At 59.8% G+C, this 24,919-nt stretch carries 19 protein-coding genes and 1 pseudogene; 5 read left to right on the top strand and 15 right to left on the bottom strand.

Going from position 1 to position 24,919, the window contains the following annotated elements; all coding sequences use genetic code 11:
- Nucleotides 1-37: 37 nt before the first annotated feature.
- Entirely contained in the window at nucleotides 38-2,152 is a 2,115-nt protein-coding gene (locus AC3E6W_RS01730; RefSeq protein WP_490652196.1) for a FadR/GntR family transcriptional regulator, read from the bottom strand.
- 85 nt (nucleotides 2,153-2,237) lie between these two features.
- A complete protein-coding gene (locus AC3E6W_RS01725) occupies nucleotides 2,238-3,485 on the bottom strand; it encodes an ArsR/SmtB family transcription factor (protein ID WP_490652195.1) in 1,248 nt (415 codons plus the stop codon).
- A gap of 503 nt (nucleotides 3,486-3,988) precedes the next feature.
- Between AC3E6W_RS01725 and AC3E6W_RS01720 the strand changes: the two genes are divergently transcribed.
- Both AC3E6W_RS01720 and AC3E6W_RS01715 read left to right on the top strand, forming a co-directional pair.
- The gene (locus tag AC3E6W_RS01720) at nucleotides 3,989-5,638 is read left to right on the top strand and encodes a TrkH family potassium uptake protein (RefSeq protein WP_490652194.1); all 1,650 of its coding nucleotides are present in this window, start codon (nucleotides 3,989-3,991) and stop codon (nucleotides 5,636-5,638) included.
- On the top strand, nucleotides 5,631-6,293 hold the full coding sequence (locus AC3E6W_RS01715; RefSeq protein ID WP_049331713.1) for a potassium channel family protein: 663 nt from the start codon (nucleotides 5,631-5,633) through the stop codon (nucleotides 6,291-6,293). Before AC3E6W_RS01720 ends, AC3E6W_RS01715 begins: the two co-directional genes overlap by 8 nt.
- A gap of 252 nt (nucleotides 6,294-6,545) precedes the next feature.
- On the opposite strand, the gene proC is transcribed toward AC3E6W_RS01715, so the two are convergent.
- The gene (gene proC / locus AC3E6W_RS01710; RefSeq protein WP_049346889.1) at nucleotides 6,546-7,391 is read right to left on the bottom strand and encodes a pyrroline-5-carboxylate reductase; all 846 of its coding nucleotides are present in this window, start codon (nucleotides 7,389-7,391) and stop codon (nucleotides 6,546-6,548) included.
- A 339-nt stretch (nucleotides 7,392-7,730) separates the two neighbouring features.
- Between proC and AC3E6W_RS01705 the strand changes: the two genes are divergently transcribed.
- The gene (locus AC3E6W_RS01705; protein ID WP_490652193.1) at nucleotides 7,731-9,140 is read left to right on the top strand and encodes a chloride channel protein; all 1,410 of its coding nucleotides are present in this window, start codon (nucleotides 7,731-7,733) and stop codon (nucleotides 9,138-9,140) included.
- 76 nt (nucleotides 9,141-9,216) lie between these two features.
- On the opposite strand, the gene AC3E6W_RS01700 is transcribed toward AC3E6W_RS01705, so the two are convergent.
- From AC3E6W_RS01700 to AC3E6W_RS01675, 6 genes are all read right to left on the bottom strand, one after another.
- The gene (locus tag AC3E6W_RS01700) at nucleotides 9,217-9,765 is read right to left on the bottom strand and encodes a DUF6609 family protein (protein WP_490652192.1); all 549 of its coding nucleotides are present in this window, start codon (nucleotides 9,763-9,765) and stop codon (nucleotides 9,217-9,219) included.
- 563 nt (nucleotides 9,766-10,328) lie between these two features.
- Nucleotides 10,329-11,348: a hypothetical protein gene (locus AC3E6W_RS01695; protein WP_490652191.1), complete on the bottom strand. Its 1,020-nt coding sequence runs from the start codon at nucleotides 11,346-11,348 to the stop codon at nucleotides 10,329-10,331.
- Between the two features lie 178 nt (nucleotides 11,349-11,526).
- Complete coding sequence (locus AC3E6W_RS01690) at nucleotides 11,527-13,071, bottom strand: hypothetical protein (RefSeq protein ID WP_490652190.1); 1,545 nt, start codon at nucleotides 13,069-13,071, stop codon at nucleotides 11,527-11,529.
- A 134-nt stretch (nucleotides 13,072-13,205) separates the two neighbouring features.
- Nucleotides 13,206-14,177 (bottom strand): Ppx/GppA family phosphatase, encoded by a 972-nt coding sequence (locus AC3E6W_RS01685; protein WP_490652189.1) that lies wholly within the window; start codon nucleotides 14,175-14,177, stop codon nucleotides 13,206-13,208.
- A gap of 291 nt (nucleotides 14,178-14,468) precedes the next feature.
- Nucleotides 14,469-17,285, bottom strand: a complete 2,817-nt coding sequence (gene topA / locus AC3E6W_RS01680) for a type I DNA topoisomerase (protein WP_490652188.1) — start codon at nucleotides 17,283-17,285, stop codon at nucleotides 14,469-14,471.
- A 303-nt stretch (nucleotides 17,286-17,588) separates the two neighbouring features.
- A complete protein-coding gene (locus AC3E6W_RS01675) occupies nucleotides 17,589-18,047 on the bottom strand; it encodes a pyridoxamine 5'-phosphate oxidase family protein (RefSeq protein ID WP_070598931.1) in 459 nt (152 codons plus the stop codon).
- 144 nt (nucleotides 18,048-18,191) lie between these two features.
- Between AC3E6W_RS01675 and AC3E6W_RS01670 the strand changes: the two genes are divergently transcribed.
- Nucleotides 18,192-19,958 (top strand): DUF7059 domain-containing protein, encoded by a 1,767-nt coding sequence (locus AC3E6W_RS01670; RefSeq protein ID WP_490652187.1) that lies wholly within the window; start codon nucleotides 18,192-18,194, stop codon nucleotides 19,956-19,958.
- Between the two features lie 2 nt (nucleotides 19,959-19,960).
- A complete protein-coding gene (locus AC3E6W_RS01665; RefSeq protein ID WP_490652186.1) occupies nucleotides 19,961-20,509 on the top strand; it encodes a pyrimidine dimer DNA glycosylase/endonuclease V in 549 nt (182 codons plus the stop codon).
- A gap of 261 nt (nucleotides 20,510-20,770) precedes the next feature.
- On the opposite strand, the pseudogene AC3E6W_RS01660 reads toward AC3E6W_RS01665, so the two are convergent.
- The 6 genes and pseudogenes from AC3E6W_RS01660 to trhO all read right to left on the bottom strand — a co-directional run.
- Nucleotides 20,771-20,857, bottom strand: a pseudogene (locus AC3E6W_RS01660) (luciferase); the annotation flags it as partial.
- A 39-nt stretch (nucleotides 20,858-20,896) separates the two neighbouring features.
- Nucleotides 20,897-21,541, bottom strand: coding sequence for a cation diffusion facilitator family transporter (locus tag AC3E6W_RS01655; protein ID WP_490652185.1), 645 nt, complete (start codon nucleotides 21,539-21,541; stop codon nucleotides 20,897-20,899).
- A complete protein-coding gene (gene cmtR / locus AC3E6W_RS01650) occupies nucleotides 21,538-21,897 on the bottom strand; it encodes a Cd(II)/Pb(II)-sensing metalloregulatory transcriptional regulator CmtR (RefSeq protein ID WP_490652184.1) in 360 nt (119 codons plus the stop codon). The genes AC3E6W_RS01655 and cmtR overlap by 4 nt, the downstream gene beginning before the upstream one ends.
- A gap of 195 nt (nucleotides 21,898-22,092) precedes the next feature.
- On the bottom strand, nucleotides 22,093-23,184 hold the full coding sequence (locus tag AC3E6W_RS01645) for an LLM class flavin-dependent oxidoreductase (RefSeq protein ID WP_490652183.1): 1,092 nt from the start codon (nucleotides 23,182-23,184) through the stop codon (nucleotides 22,093-22,095).
- A 229-nt stretch (nucleotides 23,185-23,413) separates the two neighbouring features.
- Nucleotides 23,414-23,911 (bottom strand): GyrI-like domain-containing protein, encoded by a 498-nt coding sequence (locus tag AC3E6W_RS01640; protein WP_485080344.1) that lies wholly within the window; start codon nucleotides 23,909-23,911, stop codon nucleotides 23,414-23,416.
- Nucleotides 23,911-24,822, bottom strand: coding sequence for an oxygen-dependent tRNA uridine(34) hydroxylase TrhO (gene trhO, locus AC3E6W_RS01635; protein ID WP_490652182.1), 912 nt, complete (start codon nucleotides 24,820-24,822; stop codon nucleotides 23,911-23,913). The genes AC3E6W_RS01640 and trhO overlap by 1 nt, the downstream gene beginning before the upstream one ends.
- Between the last annotated feature and the right edge of the window lie 97 nt (nucleotides 24,823-24,919).

Raw genomic sequence — 24,919 nt, 5'->3', positions numbered from 1 at the left:
CGGGGCTAAGCCGGGCTAAAACGGTGTTTCCGAAAGCCTAGCGACGCTTCTTCTTGGACTTCTTCGAGCCCTTGGAACGGCCCCTCGACAGGGCGGAGCCAGAGGTGTGATCCGAAGAAGCGGCATCGGCATTTGCGGGTGCGGAGGTTTCGCCGGGCTCAGTAGTTTCCTCGGGCTCGGAGGTTTCGCCGGGCTCGACGGATTCGACCGGCTCCGCCTCGGAGCCCTCCACCGCGGGCTCCTCGAGGGCGCCAGAATCAGCGGTAGCGAGCTCGGGATCCTCATCGGCGGAGTCCTCGGATGCGGCGGCGTGGAAAGCCTTGAGACGCTCGGCGCGCTCGGCCTCGGCACGGGCCAGGGCCTCGGCGTCCGGTGCGGTTACCTTCTCCTCGGCGTCCTTTTCTTCAGCCGGTTCGGGGGCCTGCTCCTCGTCACCGCGCGAGGCGGGCTCGTACACGTCCACACCGAAGAATCGCTTCATCTTGGACAGCAATCCGCGGCGCTCCGGCTCCCGGTCCTGCTCGTGCGGGAGCATCGCGTAGGTATCTTGAAGCGTTGCGGCCGCCTCTAGACGGTTCGACGGCTCGGCCGAGGGCTCCTCATGCGCCTGCTGAGCGGCCGGCTGGGCGGACTCGGGGGCGGCGGTCTTCCGAGCGGGTGCCTCCACGCTTTCGCGCGAGGGAGCGCGCAGCACGCGGTCGCCGGAGGAAGCGGCGGGCTCGGCGGCACGGGACGCAAGCACGCTCGGGGCAACCAGGGTGCGGCTACGATCCACGGGCTTGATGATGGTGGCGCGCACCGGGGAAATAATCTGGCCGCTACGGCGACGGGACGTACCGGATGCCGCACGCAGAACCTTTGCGGGTTCCGCCGGCTCCTCGGCGGGAGCGGACTGCAGGGTCCGCTGAGCGTCACGGGCATCGGCCCGAGCCGGCTCGGGGGTGTTCTGCGCGGAAAGGTTCTGCGCGGAGCCGCCCTGCCACGGGGCGCCGGCACTCTGCGCGGGCTGGGCTACCTGAGCCTGGGGAGCACGGGTCGCCGTGCGGGGGTGCGGGGTGCCGAAGCTCAGCGGCACATCCGCGCTCACGGAGCGCGCCGGGCGGGCGGGGGCCTCGGCGCGCGGAGACTCGGCCTTCTGGGGCTCGGTCTTCGAGCGGGCGGGCTGCGCCTGAACCGACTGTACGGGCTCGGGAGCCTTCACCTCGGCAGGTGCGGGGGCCGAAATCACGGTCGCAACGGTCTCACTCCGGGGTTCCTCCGCGGGACCATCCGAAACGGGCTGTGCATCGCCGGAAACCTCAACGCCGGCAACCGCAAAATCTGCATCCGAGAATGAGGGGTCATCGGCAATGGCCTCGTCGAAATCTTCAACCAGGTCGTCGGCCTCAAAATCCTCCAGCTCAACCGGGGCGAAGGAGGCCGCCGCCGGCTCACCGGGTAGCCCGTTCGCGGAGGTCGCTTCTTCCTCCAGGTCAATGCCCGCCTCGGAATACATGCCGCGTAGCTGGCCAATCACCAGTGCGCGCGCCGTCGCAGCATCGCCGGCCTTCAGGGCCTCGGCAATGGCACGGCTCTCGGCGCGCAGACGCTCCACGGCGCTACTCCACAGCGGCATGCGGCCAACCAGGGAGAGCATCGATTCGAAGCTCGGCTGACGCACGGACGCCAGAAGACCGACCAGTAGCTCGTTGCCGGCGCAACGCATCACCTGGTGGTGGAAGCTCAGCAGAAGCTCCAGGAAATCGCGGATGGACAGGTCGAAGTCTTCCATCTGGGCAAGGACGTCGTCCATCTCGGCAAAGGACACGGTCTTCGGATCAATACGCGCAATCGCCCAGCTCTCCAGCAGAATTCGTGTCTGCACCAGGTCACGCGTGGGGTAGCGCGAGCTCGACATGTGCAGGCGCAGGGCGGCACTTGCGGCGGCGGCAGGCTCATCACTCAGGTGAACCAGCATCTCCTTGCCACGACCGGTGTAGAGCTGCACCAGGTCCATGTCTTCAAGGGTTCGCAGGGCGTCGCGGGTGCGAGATCGTCCCACGCCAATCGCGCGCGCAATCTCGCTGTCCGTGGGCAGGTCCTGGCCCAGCTGAATATTACCTTCGAACAATTCGTTCTCGAGCCAGCGCAGAATTTTACGATGAATAGCCACGTGTATGCTGTCTTTCGCTTAAAGAGGTGAGTGAGAGTGGGTGTTTGAGGACAGGGGGTAGCGCGCAGGGCGCAGGATGCGTAGGCTAACGGCGGCGGCCACGCAGGAAGCCGAAGAGGCCACCGCGGTGTTCCTTCTCCTTAGACTCCTGGGCGGGGACGTACGCCGAGTTGTAGGCGGGCATCGTCTGGTATTCGGGTTCGCTCTGCGCGGGCTCGGCAGGTGCGGATTCGGGTTCCTCGGGGGTTTCTTCGGAGGCTTCTTCAGAGCCCTCGGCCTGTTCCGACGCCTCTTCTGCCGTCGCAGAATCCTCTGCGGGAGCAGCTGCGGAATCTTCTGCGGGCTCAATTGCAGGAGCCGCTACGGTAGCTTCTTCGGAGCGCTCGGAGGAGTCTTCCACGGCGGCGCTTGCCTCAGCGGTGCCTTCCTCAGCTGCGCTTTCCTCGACGATGGGCTGAACCGATCCGCCCACCACGGCAGCGGGGTCGATGCCGTAGGAAGAGGCCGAATCGAAGCCGTAACCGGAGGACACGGAAACCGCGGGGCTCTCCGTCTTCTCGACGGGCTTTTCGCTCTTTGCGGGTTCCTCGACGGGTTCTGCGGTGGCAGTGGGAGCAACCTGCACCTCGGGGCGGGCGGTGCGGCCCGCATCGTAGCCGTAGGAGGCGGGGGTGAAGGGACGCATCGGGGTGCTGTCTACCGCTTCCTCACGCTCGGGGATGGCCTGAGATTCAGAGTCTCGAGTGGTCTCGCTTGCGGCGGCGGGCGATGCTTCGGCGGGTGCCGGGTGCGCCGGGCGGGCGATGATGCGCGTGTTGGGGGTAATGTACTGGGCGCGGGCACGACGGATTCGCTCCTGCTCCAGTTCCTCCGCGGTGGGCTGGGCCTCGGCTGCAGGCTGCTCTGCGGACTGTGCCGCGGGCTTTTCCTCGGGGGCTTCAACAGCCTTGGGCTCGGCGACCTTCTCGGCTGCCGGCTCGGTGGCGACGGCTTCGGCCTTTTCTGTGGGGGCGTGTTCGCTAGACAGGGTGGCACCGCCGGGCAGGGCCACCGGCGCTTCGCTGGCGCGGCGTGCAATCTGAACCGTCTCGTTAATCCAATCGGTGACGGTTGCGAACACCTCGGGGTTCAGCGAGTAGAGGCGACGCTGCCCCTCCACCGTCACGGAGACGACGTCTGCATCGCGGAGGACTTTAAGGTGCTTTGAGATGGTCGGCTGGCTCATGCTCAGCTTTTCAACAACAGCACCCACCGTATGGGTTTGCTCGGCGAGGATACGCACGATTCGACGACGGGTAGGGTCCGCGATGACAGAAAAAACATCAGAATGCATATAGCGATTATGACATATAAAAGGGGCACCTCAAGCTAAGAATGAGGGTGATGCGGAGAATCCCCTTAAATTTTTTATGCTCTGCACCCCATAAGAACCTCTCGCACGTTCGTTTCGGCTCGTCTTCTCTAGAAATCTCGACCAGATCCACGGCACATGCTCTTTTGATAGCCACCAAACGTTTCAGAGCATTAGAAATTGGGCATACACGGTTATCACGGCAATTTTTAGACAGAATATTCTTATAAGAGAATATAGTGTTTCCCGTGGATTTCTGGAGGTTCCGAGGCTCAATAGCCTTCGAATTCCCAAAAGTGCGAAGGCAAGCCCGCAGAAGAACCATCGGCCCCGCACGAAGGTTCCCGCGTCGTGTGCCTTCGCTCCTGTCCATCGCCTCGGTTCTGAACGCCCGGCGCGATACACTAGGAAGGCACCATTTTGTGCTTTTCTCTATCCTCGCACCCGCATCGCGCACCCCGTCCACGAGCTCATGAAGGAGGCGCATGGGAAACATATTCCGTCACCCCCGGCGCCGTCCTCGACGCCCTTATCGCGGTCGCAACGGCTCGCAGAATCTTCTCAACCCCCGCTGGAGCTCCCTCAGCGGTATTCAGCATAAGTACCGCCCCGGCGAGCATCACGAGAGCTACCGCGAGCGCATCGAAGAGCTTGAAGGCCTGAGCGTCCTCGCGAGCGTCCCGGGTCTCAAATTGGACAGGTTGCCCGCGTTACGCGACCGTCACGAGCACTCCGGTACCCGCCGTCAGCCGAAGGGCCCTCTCGGGTTCAACCGGTATACCCTTGAACGCTTCCGCGATTTCATTGACGCAACCGTTCTATCCTCGCCCTCGCGTACCGCAATCGGCGCGTTCCTTCTGGTCATCATCTTCTTCACGCTTGCCCTGCTACTGCCCATCTCTTCCAACGATGGGCAGCCGGCCCCCTTCCACCATGCCTTCTTTACCTCTACCAGCGCGGTAACCGTTACGGGTCTGACCACCGTCTCCACCGCCGAGCAGTGGTCAACCTTCGGACAGGCCATGATTTTGGTGGCCTGCCAGGTGGGCGGTCTGGGTACTCTGACCATCACCTCTCTGCTGGCACTAGCCATCGGCCGCAAGATGGGCCTGCGCACCAAGCTCATCGCGCAGGAAGACCTGAACATCAGCCGTCTCGGCGAGGTCGGCGGCATCGTCAAGAGCGTTTCCTATGCTTCCTTCTCCATTGAGGCGATCATTGCGCTCGTGCTGATTCCGCGTTTCCTGACCCTGGGTGAAGACCCCTTTCAAGCCATCTGGCACAGCATTTTCTACTCTGTCTCGGCCTTCAACAATGCCGGTTTCACCCCACACTCCGACGGCATTGTGCCCTACGGCCACGATCTTTTCCTACTCGTACCCATCTGTATTGCCGTGTTCCTGGGGTCGCTCGGTTTCCCCGTTTTCATTGCGATTCAGCGCAATCCTTTCCGCCCCCGGCACTGGTCGCTCACGGCTAAGCTGACCGTCGTCACGACCCTGTTCTTTTTCGTCTTTGGCGCGTTCTTCTGGGGTCTTTTCGAGTGGAATAACCCCGCCACCATCGGCGGCTACTCCCCCGGAGAGAAGGTTCTCAACGCGATATTCGCCTCCGTGATGATGCGTTCGGGCGGTTTTAACCTGGTCGATATGAGCAGTATCGCCCCCGTCTCCACGCTCCTGACGGATATGCTCATGTTCATTGGCGGCGGCTCCGGCTCCACCGCGGGCGGCGTGAAGGTCACCACCATCGCGGTCATTGCCCTGTCGATTCTTGCCGAAGCGCGAGGCGATCAGAAGGTCGTCGCGTTCAACCGCACCATCCCCGAGTCCTCCCTGCGCATTGCTATCTCCGTGATTGTTATGGGTGCTACCGTGGTGGGTGTTGGCTCAGCGGCAATTCTGATTATTAGCGGCGCGGACCTCAAGGAAGTAATCTTCGAGGTCATCTCTGCCTTCGCGACCTGCGGCCTCTCAGACGGCCTCTCCTCCAACCTGCCGCCGTCGGGCATCTACGTTCTCAGCGTGCTGATGCTCATCGGCCGTGTGGGTACAACAACCGCCGCGACCGGCCTGGCGCTACGTTCACGCCGCCGCCTCTACAAGTTCCCCGAAGAAAGGCCCACCATTGGCTAGTGCACATAACGATCCCGTCCTCGTGATTGGCCTGGGCCGCTTCGGTTCCGCGGTGGCCGCCCAGCTGCGCGTGCAGAACAAGGAGGTCCTCGCGATTGAGAAGGACCCCGAGCTGGTGCAGAAGTGGTCGGGCGTGCTGACCCACGTGGTCTCTGCAGACGCGACCGATATCGACACCCTGCACCAGTTGGGTGCAGATGATTTCGGGTCCGCCGTGGTGGGTGTGGGCACCTCGATTGAGGCGTCCGTGCTCATTACCGCAAACCTCGTGGACCTGGGCGTGGAACGCATCTGGGCGAAGGCCATCACCCCCGCGCACGGCAAGATTCTGGAGCGCATCGGCGCGCACCACGTGGTCTACCCGGAGGCGGACGCCGGCCGCCGCGCCGCGCACCTGGTCTCGGGCCGTCTGCTGGACTACATCGAGTTTGACGACGACTTCGCCATCGCGAAGATGCGCCCGCCGAAGGAGACCCACGGCTTTACGCTGGCCGAGTCGGATATTCGCGCCAAGTACGGCGTGTCCGTGGTCGGTATCAAGTCCCCCGGCGAGGACTTCACCTACGCGGACGCCACGACTCGTATTCACTCGCGCGATATTCTGATTGTGTCCGGTCAGGTGGACCTGATTGAGCGCTTTGCGGCGCGGCCCTAAGAGCGCTGTTAGAGCGCGGTGTTGGAGCGGGAACGCGAGGGCGCGGCGGGTTAGTTTTCCCCGCACCATGGCAGTTATTTTTCCGACTTCACCGGTTTTGAGCGGCCCGCGTTTGAACACAACGTGAATAGAAAACAGCCTCTTCCCGTAGTTCCGGGAAGAGGCTGTTTTCATAGTTTTGCCCCAGTAGTTTTACCCAGTGCGGGCGGCGCTACCGAACGGTATTAGTCCCCGCTGGGTAGTTCCCGCAGGTTAGTCCTCGTCAGCGGTGTACAGCTGGCTCATTTCTGCCGAACGTTCCGCGCAGGCGCGCATCGCCTGTTCGGTCAGCTGGAAGAGGCCACCGTCCACGAAGGTGTTCAGTGCACGCTCGGTGGTGCCGTTCGGGCTGGTCACGGCGCGGCGCAGGGCGGGCGCATCCGGGTTGGCGTCGAGCAGGTAGCCCGCGCCGGCAACGGTTGCGCTGGCCAGCTTGAGGGCGGTGTCTGCGTCCAGGCCGAGCTTCTCGCCGGCGGCTGCCATCGCCTCCGCAAGCAGGAACGCGTATGCCGGGCCGGAACCGGAGACGGCGGTGACCGCATCCATCTGATCTTCGCGGACCTCAACGACCAGGCCGACGGTGCCCAGGACCTCTTCGACGAGCTTCTTCTGTTCGTCCTTCACACTGTCGGTGGTGGAGATGGCAAGCACGCCCTTGCCCACGGAGGAGGGGGTGTTCGGCATACAGCGAACAATGGGCTGACCTGCGGGAAGGCAAGCAGCGAGGGTTTCGAGGGTCACGCCAGCAGCAACGGACACCACAACAGCGTTCGGTGCGAGTGCGGGTGCGATATCGCGGGCGAGCTCGACAATGCCGTAGGGCTTCACGCCGAGCAGCACGACGTCTGCGTGGGCGGTTGCCTTGTGGTTGCCGTCGGCTTCGCCGCCGGTGGTGATGATTTCTACCTTGTCGCCGAGGCGCTGGGCGAGGGCGGCGCGGGATTCTTCGCTACGCACGGTAGCGCGGATGTGTGCGGGGTCGTGGCCTGCAGCGAGCAGGCCCGCGGCGATGGAGCCGTTCATGGAGCCGGTGCCGAGAAAAGCAATAGTTGCGGTCATCGTTGATCCTTCCGTATGTGGTGCCTGCGCCGGGTGCCGCCGGTGTGTTCCGGGGCTACTGTTCTGTGCGCGGCGGGCGCGTGGAGGCGTACCCTTCCAGCATAGCGGGTGCGGCTACGGGCATGTGACCTGGCTCGTGTTTCTTCCGCGTTTTCTGGGCGGCGGCTTCACCTCATGCTCCACGACCCAATGCGCGGGGCTCCGCTTCTCACGTTCTGGCATGCCGGGGAGGGCGTAATTCTGCGGGCGTAGAATGAAAACAGCTCCACCCGCGGCAGTTTGTGCCGGGCATGAAGCCTTCAAACCACACAGCACGCAACACGCAAACCCCTTTTTTCTATGTCTTCTCATACTGGTTCTTCCTCGAATTCTTCCTCGAATAGCCCGCAGAATTCTGCGGGTTCCCGTTCTTTTTCGTTTCGCCTCCTGCTGGGGCTGACCCTCGCTGCGCTGGTCACGGGCGTGCTCAGCGGCTTGGGCGCGATTGCCCTGCACTATGTGCTGGACTTTATGCAGGAGCTCGCGTTCGGCCATTCTGAGGGCCACCACCCGATGGTGACCGACGGTGCCGACCCGGCGCGCCGTGCGCTGGTGCTCGCGGCGTTGGGCCCGTTCGTGGCGCTGGTTTGGTATTACCTGCAGTCGGGTGGTCGGCGCGTGGTGAGCGTGAAGGCGCAGATTGCGGGCGCTACCGAGGAGGACCTTAAGCCTTCGCTGTGGCGGCAGATTTCCCATTCGGTGATTCAGATTGTTGCGGTGGGTGTGGGCTCTCCTGTGGGTAAGGAGGTCGCGCCGCGTGAGCTGGGCGCTTTGGCGGCTGGCCGTACCTCGAATCTGCTGGAGCGTCTTGGTTTTGTGGGCGCTGATGGTGCCGCGCTGCTGGGCGATCGCGAGCGTCGCCTGCTGGTGGCGGCGGGTGCGGCATCCGGCCTGGCGGCTGTGTATCAGGTGCCGATTGGCGGATTGGTGTACCTTGTGGAGGCGATGGCCGCGGGTCTGAGCTTGCGGTCGCTGTATGTGGGTGCGGTGACGGTGTGGACGGCTACGGCAACGGCGAATCTGGTGATTTCGAATGCGCCGACGTACCCGGTGCCGCAGCTTCCGTTGGATGCGACGACGCTGACGGTGGCGGCGTTGACGGGTGTGGTGTTGACTCCGCTGGCTCTGGGTTTTAGGGCGCTGTCGCAGCGTGCGAAGAAGATTAAGGCGAAGGACCGTTCTCTGTTGTGGCGTATTCCGGTGGCGTTTGTGCTGGTCGCGGTGGTTTCGCTGTGGCTTCCGGAGATTCTGGGTAATGGTCGTCTGCTGACTCAGCACACCTTTAATGTGTCGTTGGATGCGGCGGCGGGCGGTCTGACCGCGGCCGCAGCCTGGTATGTGGCGGCTCTGTGCGTGGCGAAGGCTGCCGTGGTGCTGTTGAGCCTGCGTTCGGGTTCGTACGGTGGCACGCTAACGCCAGGTTTGGCGTTGGGTGCGGCGGCCGCATTTTGTGTGGCGGCGCTGGTGCTGTGGGCATTCCCCGGCTTGGATGGGGTGCCGGGTGGTGCGTCGATGGTGCTGTATGCGGCTGCGCTGACGGGCACGGCGGCGTTTTTGGGTATTTCGATGAATGCGCCGCTGTCTGCGCTGACTCTGCTGATTGGTTTTACGGGTCAGGGTGCGAGTGCGTGGCTGCCGATGGCGGTTGCGGTGGGTACTGCCGTATTGACCCGCTGGGCGTGGATGCGAGTATTCGGCGCTAAGAAGTAGCTTTCAGAAGTAAGGGGGCGGCCCCGGATGCGTGTGCGTCCGGGGCCGCCCTGTTTTACCGTGCCGAAGAATTGCCTTACATTTGCTTTGACGGCTTTGAAAGGAATAGTAGATAAATTCCGAATACGATCTTAATTGCCGCGTCAATATATGCAATGACCCCTAACGGAATGTCGGTAAAAATATATCCCGCAAAAACATTAATGGCACAGGCGAGACTCAGGTATATCATTGACTTTCCATGCACAAAATAGTACGGGAAGAAATGCAGCGCGGTTGCCATCAGTGCTCCCAACCAAATCAATCTCCAATTTTCAGTTGCGAAGAATGGGCCGCCCAGCAAAACCATTAAGACAAATAATAGAATAACGGCACGTGAAGATACTTTCTTTTGAAATTCGCTCGAAGGGCCATCGGCTAGTCTATTCAGCACCTTTTTATTCATGTTGATTGAGAAAAAGCTGACGACGTACCCAATGCTGAATACTTGCATATTTATTATTTGTTTTCCTCCGGTCATGGTGGCTATTGCGATAACTGCCGCTACCACAATTAGCCATAGTCCGCAGGCCTTCTTATAGTTAAATTCTAACTTTTCGTCTTTGTTGTAGCCCAGAAAAGCCATCGATGCCTCCAATAGTCTCTCGTAAAATTATTTCTCTTGTAACGCCGCTAAGTTTTATTGTGAAAAATTCTGCCATGCATTAAATATGCTCCGCCCCTTCTTTCTGCTAATTACACCCTCTGTGATTGTATCAAACTGGCAATAAAATCCCCCTAAGAAACGAGGGATCAGTCCCGGATGTGTGTGTGCGTCCGGGGCCGCCCTGTTTCGTATGGGCTAATTCGGCGGGGGCGGAAATTCGGTAATGACATAGCAATTTCAGTCATGACTTAACGTCTTTAGCGATGGTTAAAACCCCAGCCCAAAGTCACTACCCATCATCAAAAACCTAAACCATAACCGGATCCCGCCCATCTACCTGGTGCAAAGGGGGATTCGGTTATGGGTTACGGATTTGTGCCATAGGTTAGCGTCTTTGGTCGTAGTTACAAACCATGACAGAAGACGCTAAACCATGGTCGAAATTCTGCACGATTTAAAGACACTCCCGCACCCCCCCCGATAAGGAAACTATCTTGATAACCTTATTTTCTCTTCGATACTAAAAACAGTTTTAAAACTTCTTATATAACCTCCTGTTTCAAATCCTCCTTCTCGTCAACCCCAAATATCTCTGGCTTATATTTCCCGTAATAGCCCCATTCTCCATGAATAATTCTAGAAAATAAACACAACACCCAATACGGAGAAGCAGCTATCAAAGACTTTAACAACAATGAGACATATTTAATATTCCAATGAGCAGGGAGGCATACATACTCACTATAATCTCTGTCCCATATTGAAACTCTCACTCTTCCAGCATTTCTACCATAGGTATTTACCATCACTAGAAGGTTTTTAAGCTCCTTCTTGGACAGATAACCCTGGAGAACCTTAAGATACGAATACTCAGCAAGATTCTCAGAGCAAACGTAATTTCGAAGAGAGCTAGGGATATAGACCAATAAACCAATTAAAAACAAAGCAAATATAACTTCAATAATAGTCGATAGATTAAAAATAGAATTCACATCGCGATATACAGGCACAAAAACACTAGACAAGAGCTGAAGGAAAAATATTCCCTGTAGAATGAACTCCACTACCACACTACGTGCTGATTGAAATTTAGGGAAATATCCGGGGAGACTCAGATACTTGCCAACAATAAACCGCTCAGGAAGATTAAGTATCTTTTGCTGAGCATTTGTATCCGAACAGACACTAAGAACTTTTCGCTCCCACACGGCTCGTTCAAGAGCAGCTTTTCGAGATGCTTCAATCTCCCTATATTCTTCAGAAGCTACAGAAAGCGCATCTACATTTCCAAACTTGACAAGCTCTTTATATTTCTCTGACACTTCGAGCCAAGTCTTATAACGAGTTAACTCAGGTGGCATCCCTTGTTTGGAGAGTTCCATCTGCTTAGTCTCCCTGCGAGCAGTCAGTATAAGACTCAAAGCGGCGATAACTGCCGTTGCAATTGGTGCGACGGCGGAAATCAGCACTTTGACAAGATCATGGTCGTGGGTCCAATGCCAGAGATAATCCCCGCTGAATCCCTCAGCCAGCACCTGCGCTAACAGTAGTTTATTTATCATCAGTGATTGTTCCTTTCCTACGTCTTTGCTTCCCGTTTATCACAGAGAAATTTTCCTCTCTCTGAATTTATCCAAAAATTTCACCTAAAGAAAACTATATATACTTCAACAGATTATCCATGCTATAAACTTCCCAATAAATATAAATTCTCAATATTCACCTCTCAATAGATAAAAGTCAATTGTCTAAATATGAACTACTCCCTTCATTAAATAATTTATCTCCATGTTCAGTTTTATAATCAGAGTAAATTTTTTTAACGTCTAACATCAAATAATAAAAATAAGGAATAAGTAAATAATTTGGCTCCTCACTCGGTTCACCACCTGAATTACAGATAGATTCCTTAAACTCTTGCAGCATACATGCTCGAATTTCATACTCGATAGACATCTGCAGAATACGCTTAATCTTAAAGAAAAAGATGTATAGAAAAAATATAAGCACAGAATCAATCAAAACTATAGTAATAACTTCATTTCTCCAAACATGGTATTGCGGGTCTACGGTGAAAGCCTTCCACAAAAGATACCCAAAGACAGAAACCACCGGACCAATCAGGATTATTCTTAGTACCCACACATTTAAACCACTAGATCCGTAGAAATCGACCCGCTCACGAGCTTTTTCTTGTCCCGAAAGGTATTTCATCCTGGACTTATATATCCCTTTATATACATAATTAACATCAATAAACAAGAATATTGATTCCCAGACAAAAATTATAAATATCAGGTAGAAATTCCAATCAACCCTAATATACTGAAAAGATAAAATTGACGAAACAAACCCTGAGATACACAAGATGAACAGCAGCCCATAAACCCTTTTAATGATGAACGTGTTCCAAAGAAATTTGCTGAGACTAGTTTTAAATCTGAACCCAGGGTATGAATACCGCGATGGGAGGATGGGATTTCTTCTCTGAGAATTACCAATAAACTTACCCTTAAGATTTTTTGTGAAGCGGTCTTTCTCTGGATAGTTAAAAGATTCTTCAGCCAAAAAGTAAGCTTTTAAGACGGAGCGATTAGCATGAACTACGCCTTGGTTATATTTGCGAATCTTAGACACATTATGAATCAAAATATCTTTCTCGCTGTATGTCAGCATTAAGGCAGAAGAAATAGTAAACCATGCAAAGAATACAAGAATCCATAAAGGCATTTCACCGTATCTCGATAAGTCCATATCAGCTGGCACTATTAGCCTACCCCAATCAGGGCACTCTCTGGGTAGAAAGAACCATTCTGGGGCAAATGATTCACCTTTGAGATATCCTGCAAGAAGACCATGCCAAAAGCTGATTAAAAATGCTACAAAGATAATAAATCCCACAATTTTCACAAACTGTCGATATGCGGCTCGCCGAGCTTCAGCGTATACACCTTCAGCTCCATCTGCATACTTCCCAACACTTACATATAGGCTTAAAAGAATACTTGCAATGGATACAATAACGCCCACACGAAGATCAAATAAATAATATGGGATATTAAAATATGCAGAAATTATCCCATAAGGTAAATCAAAAGTTCTATTAGATGAAAAAATAAACGTTTCTCCCATTATTACTAACGGAGAAAGATAAGCAAGCGAGATAAGGATGATTAGTAATCCCGGCATCAGAAATACGTTATTCCTAAGCATCTTTTTTCGTTTTTCTTCGTGTTCTTCGCCCCAGGTGTTGTTGACCTCGTCAATAACTTCTTGAATTTTCATCGGTGATTGTTCCTTTCCTACATCTTTGTCGGCGGGTTATATACACAAGAAATGCGGTGACCCCGCAGGCCGGTGCCCATTACGCACCAGCCTGCGGGGTTCAGTTGCGGCTATTCGCGCACATCGCGCACCGGTTACACACCCAGGAGGGTCTTCGGGTTGACCGGAGTACCCGTGCCCTCCGCCAGGTGCTCAATACGCTTCAAGATCAGGCCCTCACGCAGCGCCCACGGGCACACGCGCATCGTCTCAACCCCGAACGCCTCCATCGCCGCCTCCGCAGCGATAGCGCCCGCCAGCATCTGCTCCGCACGAGCCTTCGAAACACCCGGCAAATCGCTACGCTCAGACACCGTCATCGCCTCCATGCGACGAGTCCACAGGCGCAAATCCTGCAGATGCATCTCACGCTTCACATGCGGGCCCGCCGAATACGGCGCCGCACCACAAATACGCGCCAGCGAACGGAACGTCTTCGACGTACCCACCGTCATATCCGGCGTGCCATACTGCAGCAGGTTCTCCGCGACCGGGGCAATCTGCTCACGCACATACTTACGCAGACGCTTCACCTGCTTCGGCTTCGGCGGCTGCACATCAAAAAACTCACGGGTCAGGCGGCCCGCACCCAGCGGCACGCTCATCGCCGCATCGGGCATGGCGTTCGTACCAATCGAAAACTCGAAAGAACCACCACCAATATCAAAATCAAGGATGCGGCCCGCACCCCAGCCCTGCCAGCGGCGCACCGCAAAGTACGTAATCGCCGCCTCCTGGTCACCCGAAATACCGTTCAGGCTCACGCCGGCCTGCTCACGCACCTGATGCAGCACCGCCGAGCCGTTACCCGCCTCGCGGATAGCGCTCGTGGAGAACGCCAGCAGGTCCTCTGCCTTATTCTCAATCGCGAAGTCGCGGGCGCTGGTCACGAAGCGGGTCAGCGCGTCCGCGCCCTCCTGCGAGATATTGCCCTCGGCGTCGAGGTACTGCACGAGCTGCAGCGGAATCTTGTGCGACGCGTACGGTTCGGGGCGCGCTCCAGGGCTACCGTCAATCAGCAGCAGGTGGACCGTATTCGACCCGACATCCAGAACTCCCAGGCGCACGATGCGCTCCCCTCCCCCGCCCCGCGGCGGGATATTGTCTGTGTGTGGTACCGCAGGTGCGGCGCCTCTCCCAGTCTGTCAGAGGCGCGGGTCACTCCGCAAACAATCCGGGCAGATGCCCAGCATCAGCACAGCACAAGCCTAAAAACACAGCGCAGGCCCAAAGCGCGCCGGGCATGTACTCTCCCGGGCACGCCAAAGGCGCAGGAGGCGCCCCATACCGCTATGGGGTTCAGGGGGCACATCCTGCGCCTTCAGTTCAGCTCGAACTACGCTCGGCTACTCGGCAGATTACTCAGCGGTCTTCTTCGCCGCGGTCTTACGAGTGGTCGTCTTCTTCGCGGTAGTAGACTTTGCGGTCGTCTTCTTAGCCGTAGTTTTCTTCGCAGTAGTGGTCTTCTTCGCTGCGGTCTTACGCTTGACCGGGCCCTTCGCACGCTTGTCAGCCAGCAGCTGCACCGCACGCTCGTGGGTCAGCGACTCGACCGACTCCGCACGCGGAACCGTAATGTTCGTAATACCGTCGGTGATGTACGGACCAAAGCGGCCGTCCTTCACCACGATCTTCTTCTCGCTGACCGGGTCCACACCCAGTTCAGCCAGCGGAGGCTTAGCCGCCGCACGACCGCGCTGCTTCGGCTGGGAGTAAATCTCCAGTGCCTGCTCCAGCGTAATCGTGAAGATCTCGTCCTCGCTGCCAATCGAGCGGGAGTCCGTGCCCTTCTTCAGGTACGGGCCGAATCGGCCGTTCTGCACGGTAATCTCCACGCCCTCAGCGTCGGTACCGAGCACGCGCGGCAGGCTCAGCAGCTGCAGCGCCTGCTCGAGGGTCACGGTCGCCAGGTCCATGGACTTGAACAGGGAGGCGGTGCGCGGCTTCTCGGGCTTCGGCTTCTTCTTCGGCTTGGGCTTGCCGTTCTTGTAGTACTCGGTCGGCTGCGCGTCCAGGTAGGCCTGAATCTGCTCCTCGGTCATCTCCTCGATCACCTCGGTGACGTACGGGCCGAAGCGGCCGTCGCGAGCCACAATCTGGCGGCCGGTGGCGGGGTCCGTGCCGAGCACGCGGCCGTCGGACTTGCCCTGCTCGAGCAGTTCGCGGGCCTTCGCCTCGGTCAGCTCGTCCGGTGCCAGGTCGGCCGGCACGTTCGCGCGGACCGGCTCGGTCAGCTCGCCGGTCTCGGTGTCGAGGGTGCCCTCGGCCTCCAGGTAGGGGCCGAACTTGCCCACGCGCAGCACAATGCCGTCCGCAATCGGGATGGAGTTGATGCTGCGGGCGTCAATCTCGCCGAGATTGTCGACGATGGGCTTCAGGCCGCGCTTGGAGTCGCCGCCGAAGTAGAACTCGTCCAGCCACTCGACGCGGGACTCCTCGCCGCGCGCGATGCGGTCGAGGTCTTCTTCCATCTGCGCGGTGAACTCGTAGTTCACGTAGGGGCCAAAGCTCGATTCGAGCAGGCGCACCACCGAGAACGCGGTCCAGGACGGAATCAGCGAACCAGAACGAACGTTCACGTATCCGCGGTCCATGATGGTCGAAATAACCGCCGCATAGGTGGACGGGCGGCCAATGCCCAGCTCGTCCAGGGTCTTCACGAGGGAGGCCTCGGTGTAGCGCGGGGGCGGCAGGGTCTCGTGACCGGCGGGCTCAATCGCCTCTGCGGTCAGAGCCTCGCCGGTGGTCAGGTTCGGCAGGCGCTTCTCAGCATCCTTCGCCTCACGCTCGGCCACGCGGGACGCGTCAACGCCCTCCTCGTAGGCGGCGAGGAAACCGCGGAAGGTGATGACGGTGCCGGATGCGGCGAACTCGGCGTCCTGACCATTGGAGGCCACGGCGCCCAGGCGCACGGAGGCGGTGGAACCGGTCGCGTCGGCCATCTGGGAGGCGACGGTACGCTTCCAGATCAGCTCGTAGAGGCGGAACTCGTCGTTGGACAGAGAGCCGCGCACGGCGTCCGGGGTGCGGAAGGTGTCACCCGCGGGACGAATTGCCTCGTGGGCTTCCTGCGCGTTCTTGCTCTTGGAGGTGTACACGCGCGGTGCGGAGGGCACGAACTCGGCGCCGTACAGCTCGGAGGCCTGGCGGCGTGCGGCCTTGACGGCCTGATCGCTCAGCGCAACCGAGTCGGTACGCATGTAGGTGATGTAACCGTTCTCGTACAGGCGCTGCGCAACCTGCATGGTCACGCGAGAGGAGAAGCGCAGCTTACGCGCGGCTTCCTGCTGCAGGGTGGAGGTCGTGAACGGCGCTGCCGGGCGGCGCTTGTACGGCTTGGTCTCGACCGAACGCACCGAGAACGCCGCTGACTGCAGGGCGGCGGCGAGCGCGCGGGCCGCCTCCTCGTTCAGGTGGGTGACCTTGGAGGAGCTGAGGGTGCCGTCGTCAGCGAAGTCCTTGCCGGTGGCGATGCGGTTGCCGTCCACGGCGACGAGCTTCGCGTCGAAGCCCTCGGAGGCCGCGTTCAGGAAGCGGCCGGTCAGGTCCCAGTAGTTGGCGGCGACGAAGGCCATGCGTTCGCGTTCGCGCTCGACCACGAGGCGGGTCGCGACGGACTGCACGCGGCCTGCAGAGAGGCCGCGGCCGACCTTGCGCCAGAGTACGGGGGAGATTTCGTAACCGTAGATACGGTCGAGGATGCGGCGGGTCTCCTGCGCATCGACCAGGTGCAGGTCGATGTCGCGCAGTTCGCCGAAGGCACGCTGAATGGCTTCCCGGGTGATTTCGGGGAAGGTCATGCGGTAGACGGGCACCTTGGGCTTGAGGACTTCCTTCAGGTGCCACGCGATGGCCTCACCCTCGCGGTCACCATCGGTTGCCAGGTAGAGCGCGTCGACCTCTTTGAGCTTGCGCTTGAGCTCGGTAACTTTCTTCTTCTTGTCGGGGTTGACCACATAGTAGGGTTCGAAGCCGTCTTCAACGTCGACCGCGAACTTGCCGTAGGGGCCCTTCTTGAGGTTTTCGGGCAGCTCGGAGGGCTGCGGAAGGTCACGGATATGACCCATGGACGAGTCGACCAGGTAGTCCTCGCCGAGGTAGCCGCTAATGGTCTTGACCTTGGAGGGGGACTCCACGATTAGCAGGGCTTTTCCATTCTTGGCCTGAGCGGGCACGGCACTCCTCTATCTATGTGTTGTCGCTACGTATTCAACCATAACCCACACGAACGCCCGGTCCGGGCGGTCGGGGTGGTTCAATACGATGGGTGAGGTGTTTCGTTGAGCGATTAGTGTGTTGGACTCCCGGAGCGGGGGTCGAGGTTGCGCCCCGCACCGTGTGTGCGCTGAGACGCGGTGGTCGCAGGGTACTCGCTCCATCATACGGTACCGGTGGACTGATTGGTGCACGGGGCACCCGTTGACGTGCTCACCGGGGATCCTGCGGGGCCGCGTTTTCCGGGGTGTGGACGCTAACCGCTAGCTGGTGAGGGTATCAGAGTCGGGGTGGGTGCCGTCCAGGTATGCGGGCAGTAGCGGGTATTCGCGGCCGTACACGGTCTGCGGCGCGATGCGCACCCACTGCATTTCGTGCGTGTCGGAGTCGGGCAGGTCGAAGGTGCGCACAATCTGCGGGGTCATCTCGGGCGGGAGCCAGTGGGCGACGCCGACCACGATGACCGAGCGGATGCCGTCCTCGAGGGTTTCGTCGATTTCGAAGGCGACGCGGCGGCTGACCACCACGGAGGAGAACTTATTGCCGCGGGTGGTGCGGATGTAGATTTCCTGCTTGTCGTCTTGGCTGGCGACGGCGTAGAGCACGGGCAGCACATCGACGTGCTGTCCGTCAGTGAGGATGAGGCGGCCGAGAGTGTTTGCGTGCAGACGCTCCCAGCACTTGTCGACGCTGATACTTTCATCGGGGTACAGGTTACTCATGGTTTCAGTGTATGCGATGGGGTGGGCGCTCTTGCGCAGATGACGGTTTTGGTCAGTGGGTGGGTCGGGGCTGTGTCATTGCGTTGCCGCCTGTACGCGGTGGGCGCGCCCGGGCAGATGCGGCGGGTGCGTAGAATGGTGTGCATGACTATTTCTGCCGTCTCTTTCGCTCCCGAGTACGCCGCCGTTGCGGATGCTCCCCGCAGCGATGATTACGCCCGCCTGACCCGCATCCGTGAACGCCTGCTGGCGTTGAACTACAGCTATGACGCTGTGCAGGAGCTGCTCGGTGTTGAGGCGGCTGAGGCGATGGCTCGCGACCAGGTGGTTCCGGGTCTGTGGCGTGTGGAGCATATTCTGCGCGGCGATTACAGTGCGGGTGAGAAGAACCTGGCGCGTCTGCTGGCGTTTTTCCTGCTGGCTCGCCCGCTCACTGAGGCTGAGGCAGCCGAGGTTTTCGGCGATGCCCTGGTTGATTTCGAGAATGCCGCGCTGATTGAGCGCGATGCTGCGGATTCTACCCGCTGGTCCGCGAGCGTTGATTTGCGCCCGCACGCCGCCGATGACGGCACCGAAATCTTTGTTGCCGCCGACCTGGGCGCGCATCAGCGCCCCGGCGTGCTCCGTAAGGATCACGTGCTCGGCATTGGTCACGCCTCCCTGACTCTGGCGCAGATTACCGAGCGCACCCCCGTCAAGCGTGCCCTGGATGTGGGTACCGGCTGCGGTATTCAGACCTTCCACCTGCTCGCCCACGCCGAGCACGTGACCGCCACCGACATTTCGGAGCGTGCCCTGGCGTTCACCCGTTTTAACCTGCTGCTGAACGCTCCCGCCCTTGATATCGACCCGCAGAACCCGCAGGATCGCGTGAGCCTGCGTGAGGGTTCCCTGCTGGACCCGGTGGCCGGTGAACGCTTCGACCTGGTGGTGTCGAACCCGCCGTTCGTGATTACCCCGCGCGTGGCCGGTGAGAGCGCCGAGGAGCAGTTCACCTACCGCGACGGCGGCCTGCCCGGCGACGAGATTGTCAGCACGATGGTGCGCCGCCTGCCCTCGGTTCTGGTGCCCGGCGGCCGCGCGCAGATGCTGGGCAACTGGGAGATTATTCGCGATTCCGAGGACCCCTCGCAGCCGCGTTCCTGGGACGAGCGCGTGCGCGCCTGGGTTGAAGATGCCGACGCCGAGGCCTGGATTATTCAGCGCGAGACGCTGAGCCCCGAGTCCTACGCAGAGACCTGGTTGAAGGACGCGAGCGAGAACCGCGACCGCAGCCACTACGAGCAGACCTACCTGGCGTATCTAAACGACTTCGAATCCCGGAACGTTCATTCTATTGGTTTTGGCATGATTTGGCTGCGCCGCCCGACCGAGGACACCACCGCCGGCCTGGCCGCACCCCTGCTGCGTTTTGAGGAGATTACCTACCCGATTCAGCAGCCCATCGCCCGCGCCCTCACCGAGTCTGTGCGCCGCTACGACCGCATGGCCGCCATGGACGACGAGGCGCTCCTCGCCGCGCACCTGGAGGTCGCCGAGGACGTCACCGAGGAACGCCACGGCCGACCCGGCGCCGAGCACCCGAGCGTTATTCTGCTGCGTGCCGGATCGGGTCTGTGCCGCACCCAGCTGCTCTCCACCGAGACGGCGGGTTTCACTTCCGCGAGCGATGGCGAGCTTGCCGTGGGTCAGATCGTGGCGGCCCTGGCGATGCTGCTCTCCTGGCCCGAATACGATGAGGCTGCCGCCGCGGCGCGCGGTACGCAGGAGCAACATCCGCGCGACACCCTGTTGCACGCGGTGCGCGAACTGGTGCTCAAGAGCTTCCTGCACTTTAGCGACGAGCACGCGGGCGCAGCATCGGCTGGTGAAAATGCCGCTGAGGTATATGCGGCAGAAGCACAGGGCTAGGCGTGCGCATTTGGTCCCTGCACCCCTCCTTGCTTGACCGCCGTGCCCTGGTCGCCTGCTGGCGTGAAACCCTGCTGGCGCAGAAGGTTCTGCGGGGTCTGACTCGCGGGTACACGAACCATCCGCAGCTGATTCGTTTTCGCGCGCATCCGCAGCCGCTGGAGGCGGTTGCCGCCTACCTGTCCGGGCTGGCGGATGAGGCGGATGCCCGCGGCTACTCGTTCAACCGCGCACTGATTGGTGCGGGCAAAGAAGGTGCCAGCGAAAATACTGCAGACAAAAACAACACTGGCGAAAAAAGCGCAGGCAAAAACTGCGCCGACAAGGCAGGAAACCCGTACACTTCGGTCGCGCATATTCCCGTTCCTTTGGGTCAGCTGGAGTACGAGCTCGCCTTTCTGCAGCACAAGGTGGCCGGGCGTGACCCCGAGTGGGAGCATCGGTTGAGCGAGCGACTGGCGGCACGCGGCGAGCTGGCGGCGTGTGCGCATCCGCTCTTTGAGGTGGTTCCGGGCGCTATTGAGCCCTGGGAAAAGACGAAAGACTTTTAGACAGAAGGATTTCTAAGAACGTGAGCATAGTAATGCCCCGGCAGAACCCTTGCGGGTGCCTGCCGGGGCATCGCTGTATGTGTGGCTCAAGCTGTATGGGAACAAACATCTCAGCGCGTTACAGAGCGCTGGAAACAGCTTGGCACGGGGTCTTTACCCCAGGACCTTTACCCCAGGACCTTCACCTCAGGGCCTTTACTTGGTGGTCAGCGCGGGCTTAATTTCCTTCACGATTGTCTCAAGCATCTTCAGGTTGAAGTCCACGCCCAGCTGCAGTCGACCCGCCGCAATGAGATCGGCCATGGCGGCAAGTTCAGCCATGTAGAGCGGGTTTTCGTAGCGCATGTCTGGGTTGCAAGCACTGGCTCTTCATCGTCGGGTGACGGGTCAGTCGTCTTCGAGGTCCTCTAGCACTTCGAACGGCGACTCGACGTCGCCGCGCCAGGCCTCCAGGCCTTCGCGCACCGCGAGCACCGCCACGACCAGCGCCGCGACCGAGTCAGCCCACCACCAGCCGAACAGGCTGTCGAGGACGAGGCCGATGAACACTGCACCGGAGAGGTAGATGCACAGGATGAGCTGCTTGGCGTCGGCCATCACGCTCTTGGAGCCCAGCTCCCGCCCGGTGCGGACCTCAATCCACGCCAGCAGAGGCATGACGACCAGGCTCAGCGCGGTGATACCGAGACCCAGCGGGCTGCGGTCGGGGCCCTCCTGGCCGACCAGGGCCAGCACCGCGTCAATCGAGACGTAGGCCGCCAGCGCGAAGAACGCGATGCCGATGGCCTTGACGGTGACCGTTTCCCACCGCTCAGGGTCCTTGCGGGTGAACTGCCAGGTGACGGCCGCGGCCGAGAGTACCTCGACAACCGAGTCGAGCCCGAAGCCAATGAGCGCCGCGGACGAGGCGAGGACGCCTGCCCAGACTGCGACGATTGCCTCGATTACGTTGTACGTGATCGTGAAGCCGACGATGAAGCGGACGCGCCGGTGCAGCATCGCGCGGCGCACGGTGGTCAGGGTCTCGCTCATGCTCCCGCCGCCGTTCCACAGCAGCCCGACACCGAGCATGCCGGGTCGATGCACGGCGCGGCCTCGTCCACCGCGAGCGTGACGTTGATCAGGGACGTCAGTGCCGTGGCGAGGTGCGGGTCGGCGATCTCGTAGCGCGTCTGGCGGCCCTCGGGCTCGGCGACGACGATTCCGCAATCGCGCAGGCAGGTCAGGTGGTTGGACACGTTCGAGCGGGTCAGCTCCAGCTCGCGCGAGAGCACGGCTGGATAGCTCGGGCCGCCGAGGAGGGTCATCAGAATCCGGGAACGTGTCGGGTCGGCCATGGCGCGGCCGAGCCGGTTCATAACGTCGAGGTGTGAAGCAATAGTCAGCATACGATGACTATACAGTGATAACTGACCAATTGTCCACTTGTGCGGGCTGCCGCACGCGCTCCGCGCCCTTGCCCTCGGGAGGCGGCAGAGTTCGCGCTCATCAGCGACCACCGCCCATCACGGAAGCGACGGCGGCACGCTGGCGCGAAACCCTGCTAGCGCAGAAGGTTCTGCGGGGTCTTCACCTCAGGACCTTTACTTGGTGGTCAGCGCGGGCTTGATCTCCTTCACGATTGCGTCAAGCATCTTCAGGTTGAAGTCCACACCCAGCTGGTTCGGGACAGTCAGCAGCACGGTGTCCGCCGCCTGGACCGCCTCGTCACGGGCGAGCTCTTCGGCAATATCCGCCGGGTCGCCAATGTAGCTGCGACCAAAGCGAGAGAAGCTGTTGTCGATAATGCCGGTGTAATCCTGTGAATCCTCCGCGGCGCGGCGACCGAAGTAGCGTGCCGAGGTCTCATCAATCACGGGCAGCACCGAGCGGGAGACCGAAACACGCGGAACACCCGAGTTACCCGCCTTCACCCACTCGGAGCGGAAGAGGCGAATCTGCTGAGCCTGCTGCTGGTCGAAGGGAATACCCTTATCTTCCAGCATCAGGGTCGAGGACATGAGGTTCAGGCCCTTCTGCGCGGTCCACACGGCGGTGCTATCGGTACCCGCGCCCCACCAGATGCGGCCACGCAGGCCCGGCGACTGCGGCTGGACGGGGGCGTACTTGCCGGGAACGCGAGCGCTGGGCGCCATGCCCTCGCCCTCGATGGCCTTGAGGAAAATGTCGAGGTGGCGGCGCGCCATGTCGCTCTCGTTTTCGCCTTCTGCCGGGTAGTAGCCGAAGCTCTCAAAGCCGCGAATCACGGATTCGGGCGAGCCGCGGGAGACGCCGAGCTGCAGTCGGCCCGCCGCAATGAGGTCAGCCATGGCGGCGAGTTCCGCCATGTAGAGCGGGTTTTCGTAGCGCATGTCAATCACTCCGGTGCCCAGCTCGATGCGCTCGGTCTTCGCCGCAATGGCGGAGAGCAGCGGGTAGGGGGTTGCCTGCTGCTGGTCAAAGTGGTGCACGCGGAAGAATGCACCGTCCAGTCCGATGTCTTCGGCGCCTACGGCCAGGTCGATGGCCTGGTGCAGGGACTCTGCGGCACTAGGAACGCGGGAGCCGGGAACCTCAGCCCAGTGGCCGAAGGAGAGGAAGCCGAGCTTCTTCTCGTCGCCGCGCATGGGTTCGAGGTGGCTGATGCGGATGGATTCGTCGAGCTGCGGGGTGCCAGGGTTGGTGGGGGTGCTCATTGTTTTTTCCTTTGTGGGTTGCGCCCGATTCTCTTGTAGTGCCGGGCTGATGTTTTAAATCTAACCCCCCAATACTTTACATGTCAAGTATTTTGTTTTAGGGGTACATAAAAGCCCCCACCCAAGCTAAAAAAGGGCGCAAAAAGCCCGGCGGCACGAACACATCACGCCACCGGGCTCTTCTATTCAGCTACTAAAACTGCAGTTATAACGGCAGAGACGAACTACATTAGGAACGCTTCGCCAGCGGAACCCACAGCTCCATACGGTAATCAGCCGCCTGCATATCGCCGCGGCCGTAAACCTCCAGGCCACCAACCGGGCGGTACTGCGGATTCTTCGCGAAGAACGCCTCCTCAAAGCTCGCAAAGCCAGCCGGAATGGACTCCGAAATCGGACCGGTCACCTCAACCACCGCGTAGGTGCTCGCAGGCAGCTCCAGCACGCCCAGGCCAAGCTTTACCGCGCTCGCAGGTTCCGAAACCAGGAAGCCCGCGGTGTAGCGGACCTGCCCCTTCGGGTTCGGCTGAGTGCACACGCCCAGGTACTGGGTCACATTCAGAACGTCCAGCATTGCCGGGGAGGCCTTCTGGTTCAGCTCATCCCACAGCGGGGAGAAGTCCTCATCCAGGGAGAACACCCGCGAAACGCCGGCGACGACCATCCCCGGGTGTTCTTCAACGCGGGGTTCTGAAATCTGAACCGCGTTCTCCTTGGCGGAGGCCATTAGGCCTTCACCTCGGCGACTTCGCGGTCCACCGAGCACTCGGGCACGCAGTGGCGCTTCGCGTCATCAGCTGCGCACTCGGGGCAGAGCAGAACCAGCTCGCGGCAGTCCTCGTTGGAGCAGTTCTCAAACTTGTTCGAGGGGGCGCCGCACTGTTCGCACTTGCCGATGGTGACGGTATCGGGGGTGAACTCCATGTGCATGCGCTTGTCGAAGACGTAGAGCGAACCCTCCCACAGGGCCTTGTCGCCGTACTTCTCGCCGTAGCGCACGATGCCGCCGTCGATCTGGTAGATCTCCTTGAAGCCGCGGTTCTTCATGAGGGCGGAGAGAATCTCGCAGCGGATGCCGCCGGTGCAGTAGGTGACGACCGGCTTATCCTTGAGGTCGTCGTACTTGCCGGACTCAATCTCGCGGATAAAGTCGTGGGTGGTGCGCACGTCGGGAACGATGGCGTTCTTGAACTTGCCAATCTTCGCTTCGAAGGCGTTACGGCCATCGAAGAAGACCACCTCGTCGCCGCGCTCTTCAACGAGCTTGTTGACCTCTTCGGGCTTCAGGTGCACGCCGCCGCCAACGACGCCGTTCTCATCCACCTGCAGCTCGTCGGGAGCACCGAAGGCCACAATCTCGTCGCGAGCCTTTACAGACAGGCGGGGGAAGTCTTCCGCACCGCCCTCGGACCACTTGAACTCCATGTTCTTGAAGCCGGGGTACTTGCGGGTTTCCTTGGTGTACGCCTTGACCGCGTTAATCTCGCCGCCGAGGGTGCCGTTAATGCCGTGCTTGGAAATGAGGATGCGCCCGCGCAGGCCGAGCTTCTCGCAGAGGGCACGCTGCCAGAGCATGACCGCCTGCGGGTCGGCGATGGGGGCGAACTGGTAATACAGAATAATCTTATTTTGAGCCACGAAACTATTTTAACGTGCGATGCCCCCAATACATACAGAATCCTTGATGCGTGCGAGCCCTCGACGCGGAAATACGCCCGATACCCCCGAACGCCCC

The sequence above is a fragment of the Rothia sp. SCPM-O-B-18226 (M350) genome (assembly GCF_058213595.1).
This window is presented reverse-complemented; position numbering and strand designations above follow the sequence as displayed.

Excerpts from the sequence above, each read along its gene's own strand:
- AC3E6W_RS01690 (WP_490652190.1), bottom strand. The coding sequence starts at position 13,071 with ATGAAAATTCAAGAAGTTATTGACGAGGTCAACAACACCTGGGGCGAA.
- AC3E6W_RS01655 (WP_490652185.1), bottom strand. The coding sequence starts at position 21,541 with ATGAGCGAGACCCTGACCACCGTGCGCCGCGCGATGCTGCACCGGCGC.
- AC3E6W_RS01645 (WP_490652183.1), bottom strand. The coding sequence starts at position 23,184 with ATGAGCACCCCCACCAACCCTGGCACCCCGCAGCTCGACGAATCCATC.
- AC3E6W_RS01695 (WP_490652191.1), bottom strand. The coding sequence starts at position 11,348 with ATGATAAATAAACTACTGTTAGCGCAGGTGCTGGCTGAGGGATTCAGC.
- proC (WP_049346889.1), bottom strand. The coding sequence starts at position 7,391 with ATGACCGCAACTATTGCTTTTCTCGGCACCGGCTCCATGAACGGCTCC.
- AC3E6W_RS01720 (WP_490652194.1), top strand. The coding sequence starts at position 3,989 with ATGGGAAACATATTCCGTCACCCCCGGCGCCGTCCTCGACGCCCTTAT.
- AC3E6W_RS01705 (WP_490652193.1), top strand. The coding sequence starts at position 7,731 with ATGTCTTCTCATACTGGTTCTTCCTCGAATTCTTCCTCGAATAGCCCG.
- AC3E6W_RS01670 (WP_490652187.1), top strand. The coding sequence starts at position 18,192 with ATGACTATTTCTGCCGTCTCTTTCGCTCCCGAGTACGCCGCCGTTGCG.
- AC3E6W_RS01700 (WP_490652192.1), bottom strand. The coding sequence starts at position 9,765 with ATGGCTTTTCTGGGCTACAACAAAGACGAAAAGTTAGAATTTAACTAT.
- AC3E6W_RS01675 (WP_070598931.1), bottom strand. The coding sequence starts at position 18,047 with ATGAGTAACCTGTACCCCGATGAAAGTATCAGCGTCGACAAGTGCTGG.
- cmtR (WP_490652184.1), bottom strand. The coding sequence starts at position 21,897 with ATGCTGACTATTGCTTCACACCTCGACGTTATGAACCGGCTCGGCCGC.
- AC3E6W_RS01640 (WP_485080344.1), bottom strand. The coding sequence starts at position 23,911 with ATGGCCTCCGCCAAGGAGAACGCGGTTCAGATTTCAGAACCCCGCGTT.
- AC3E6W_RS01725 (WP_490652195.1), bottom strand. The coding sequence starts at position 3,485 with ATGCATTCTGATGTTTTTTCTGTCATCGCGGACCCTACCCGTCGTCGA.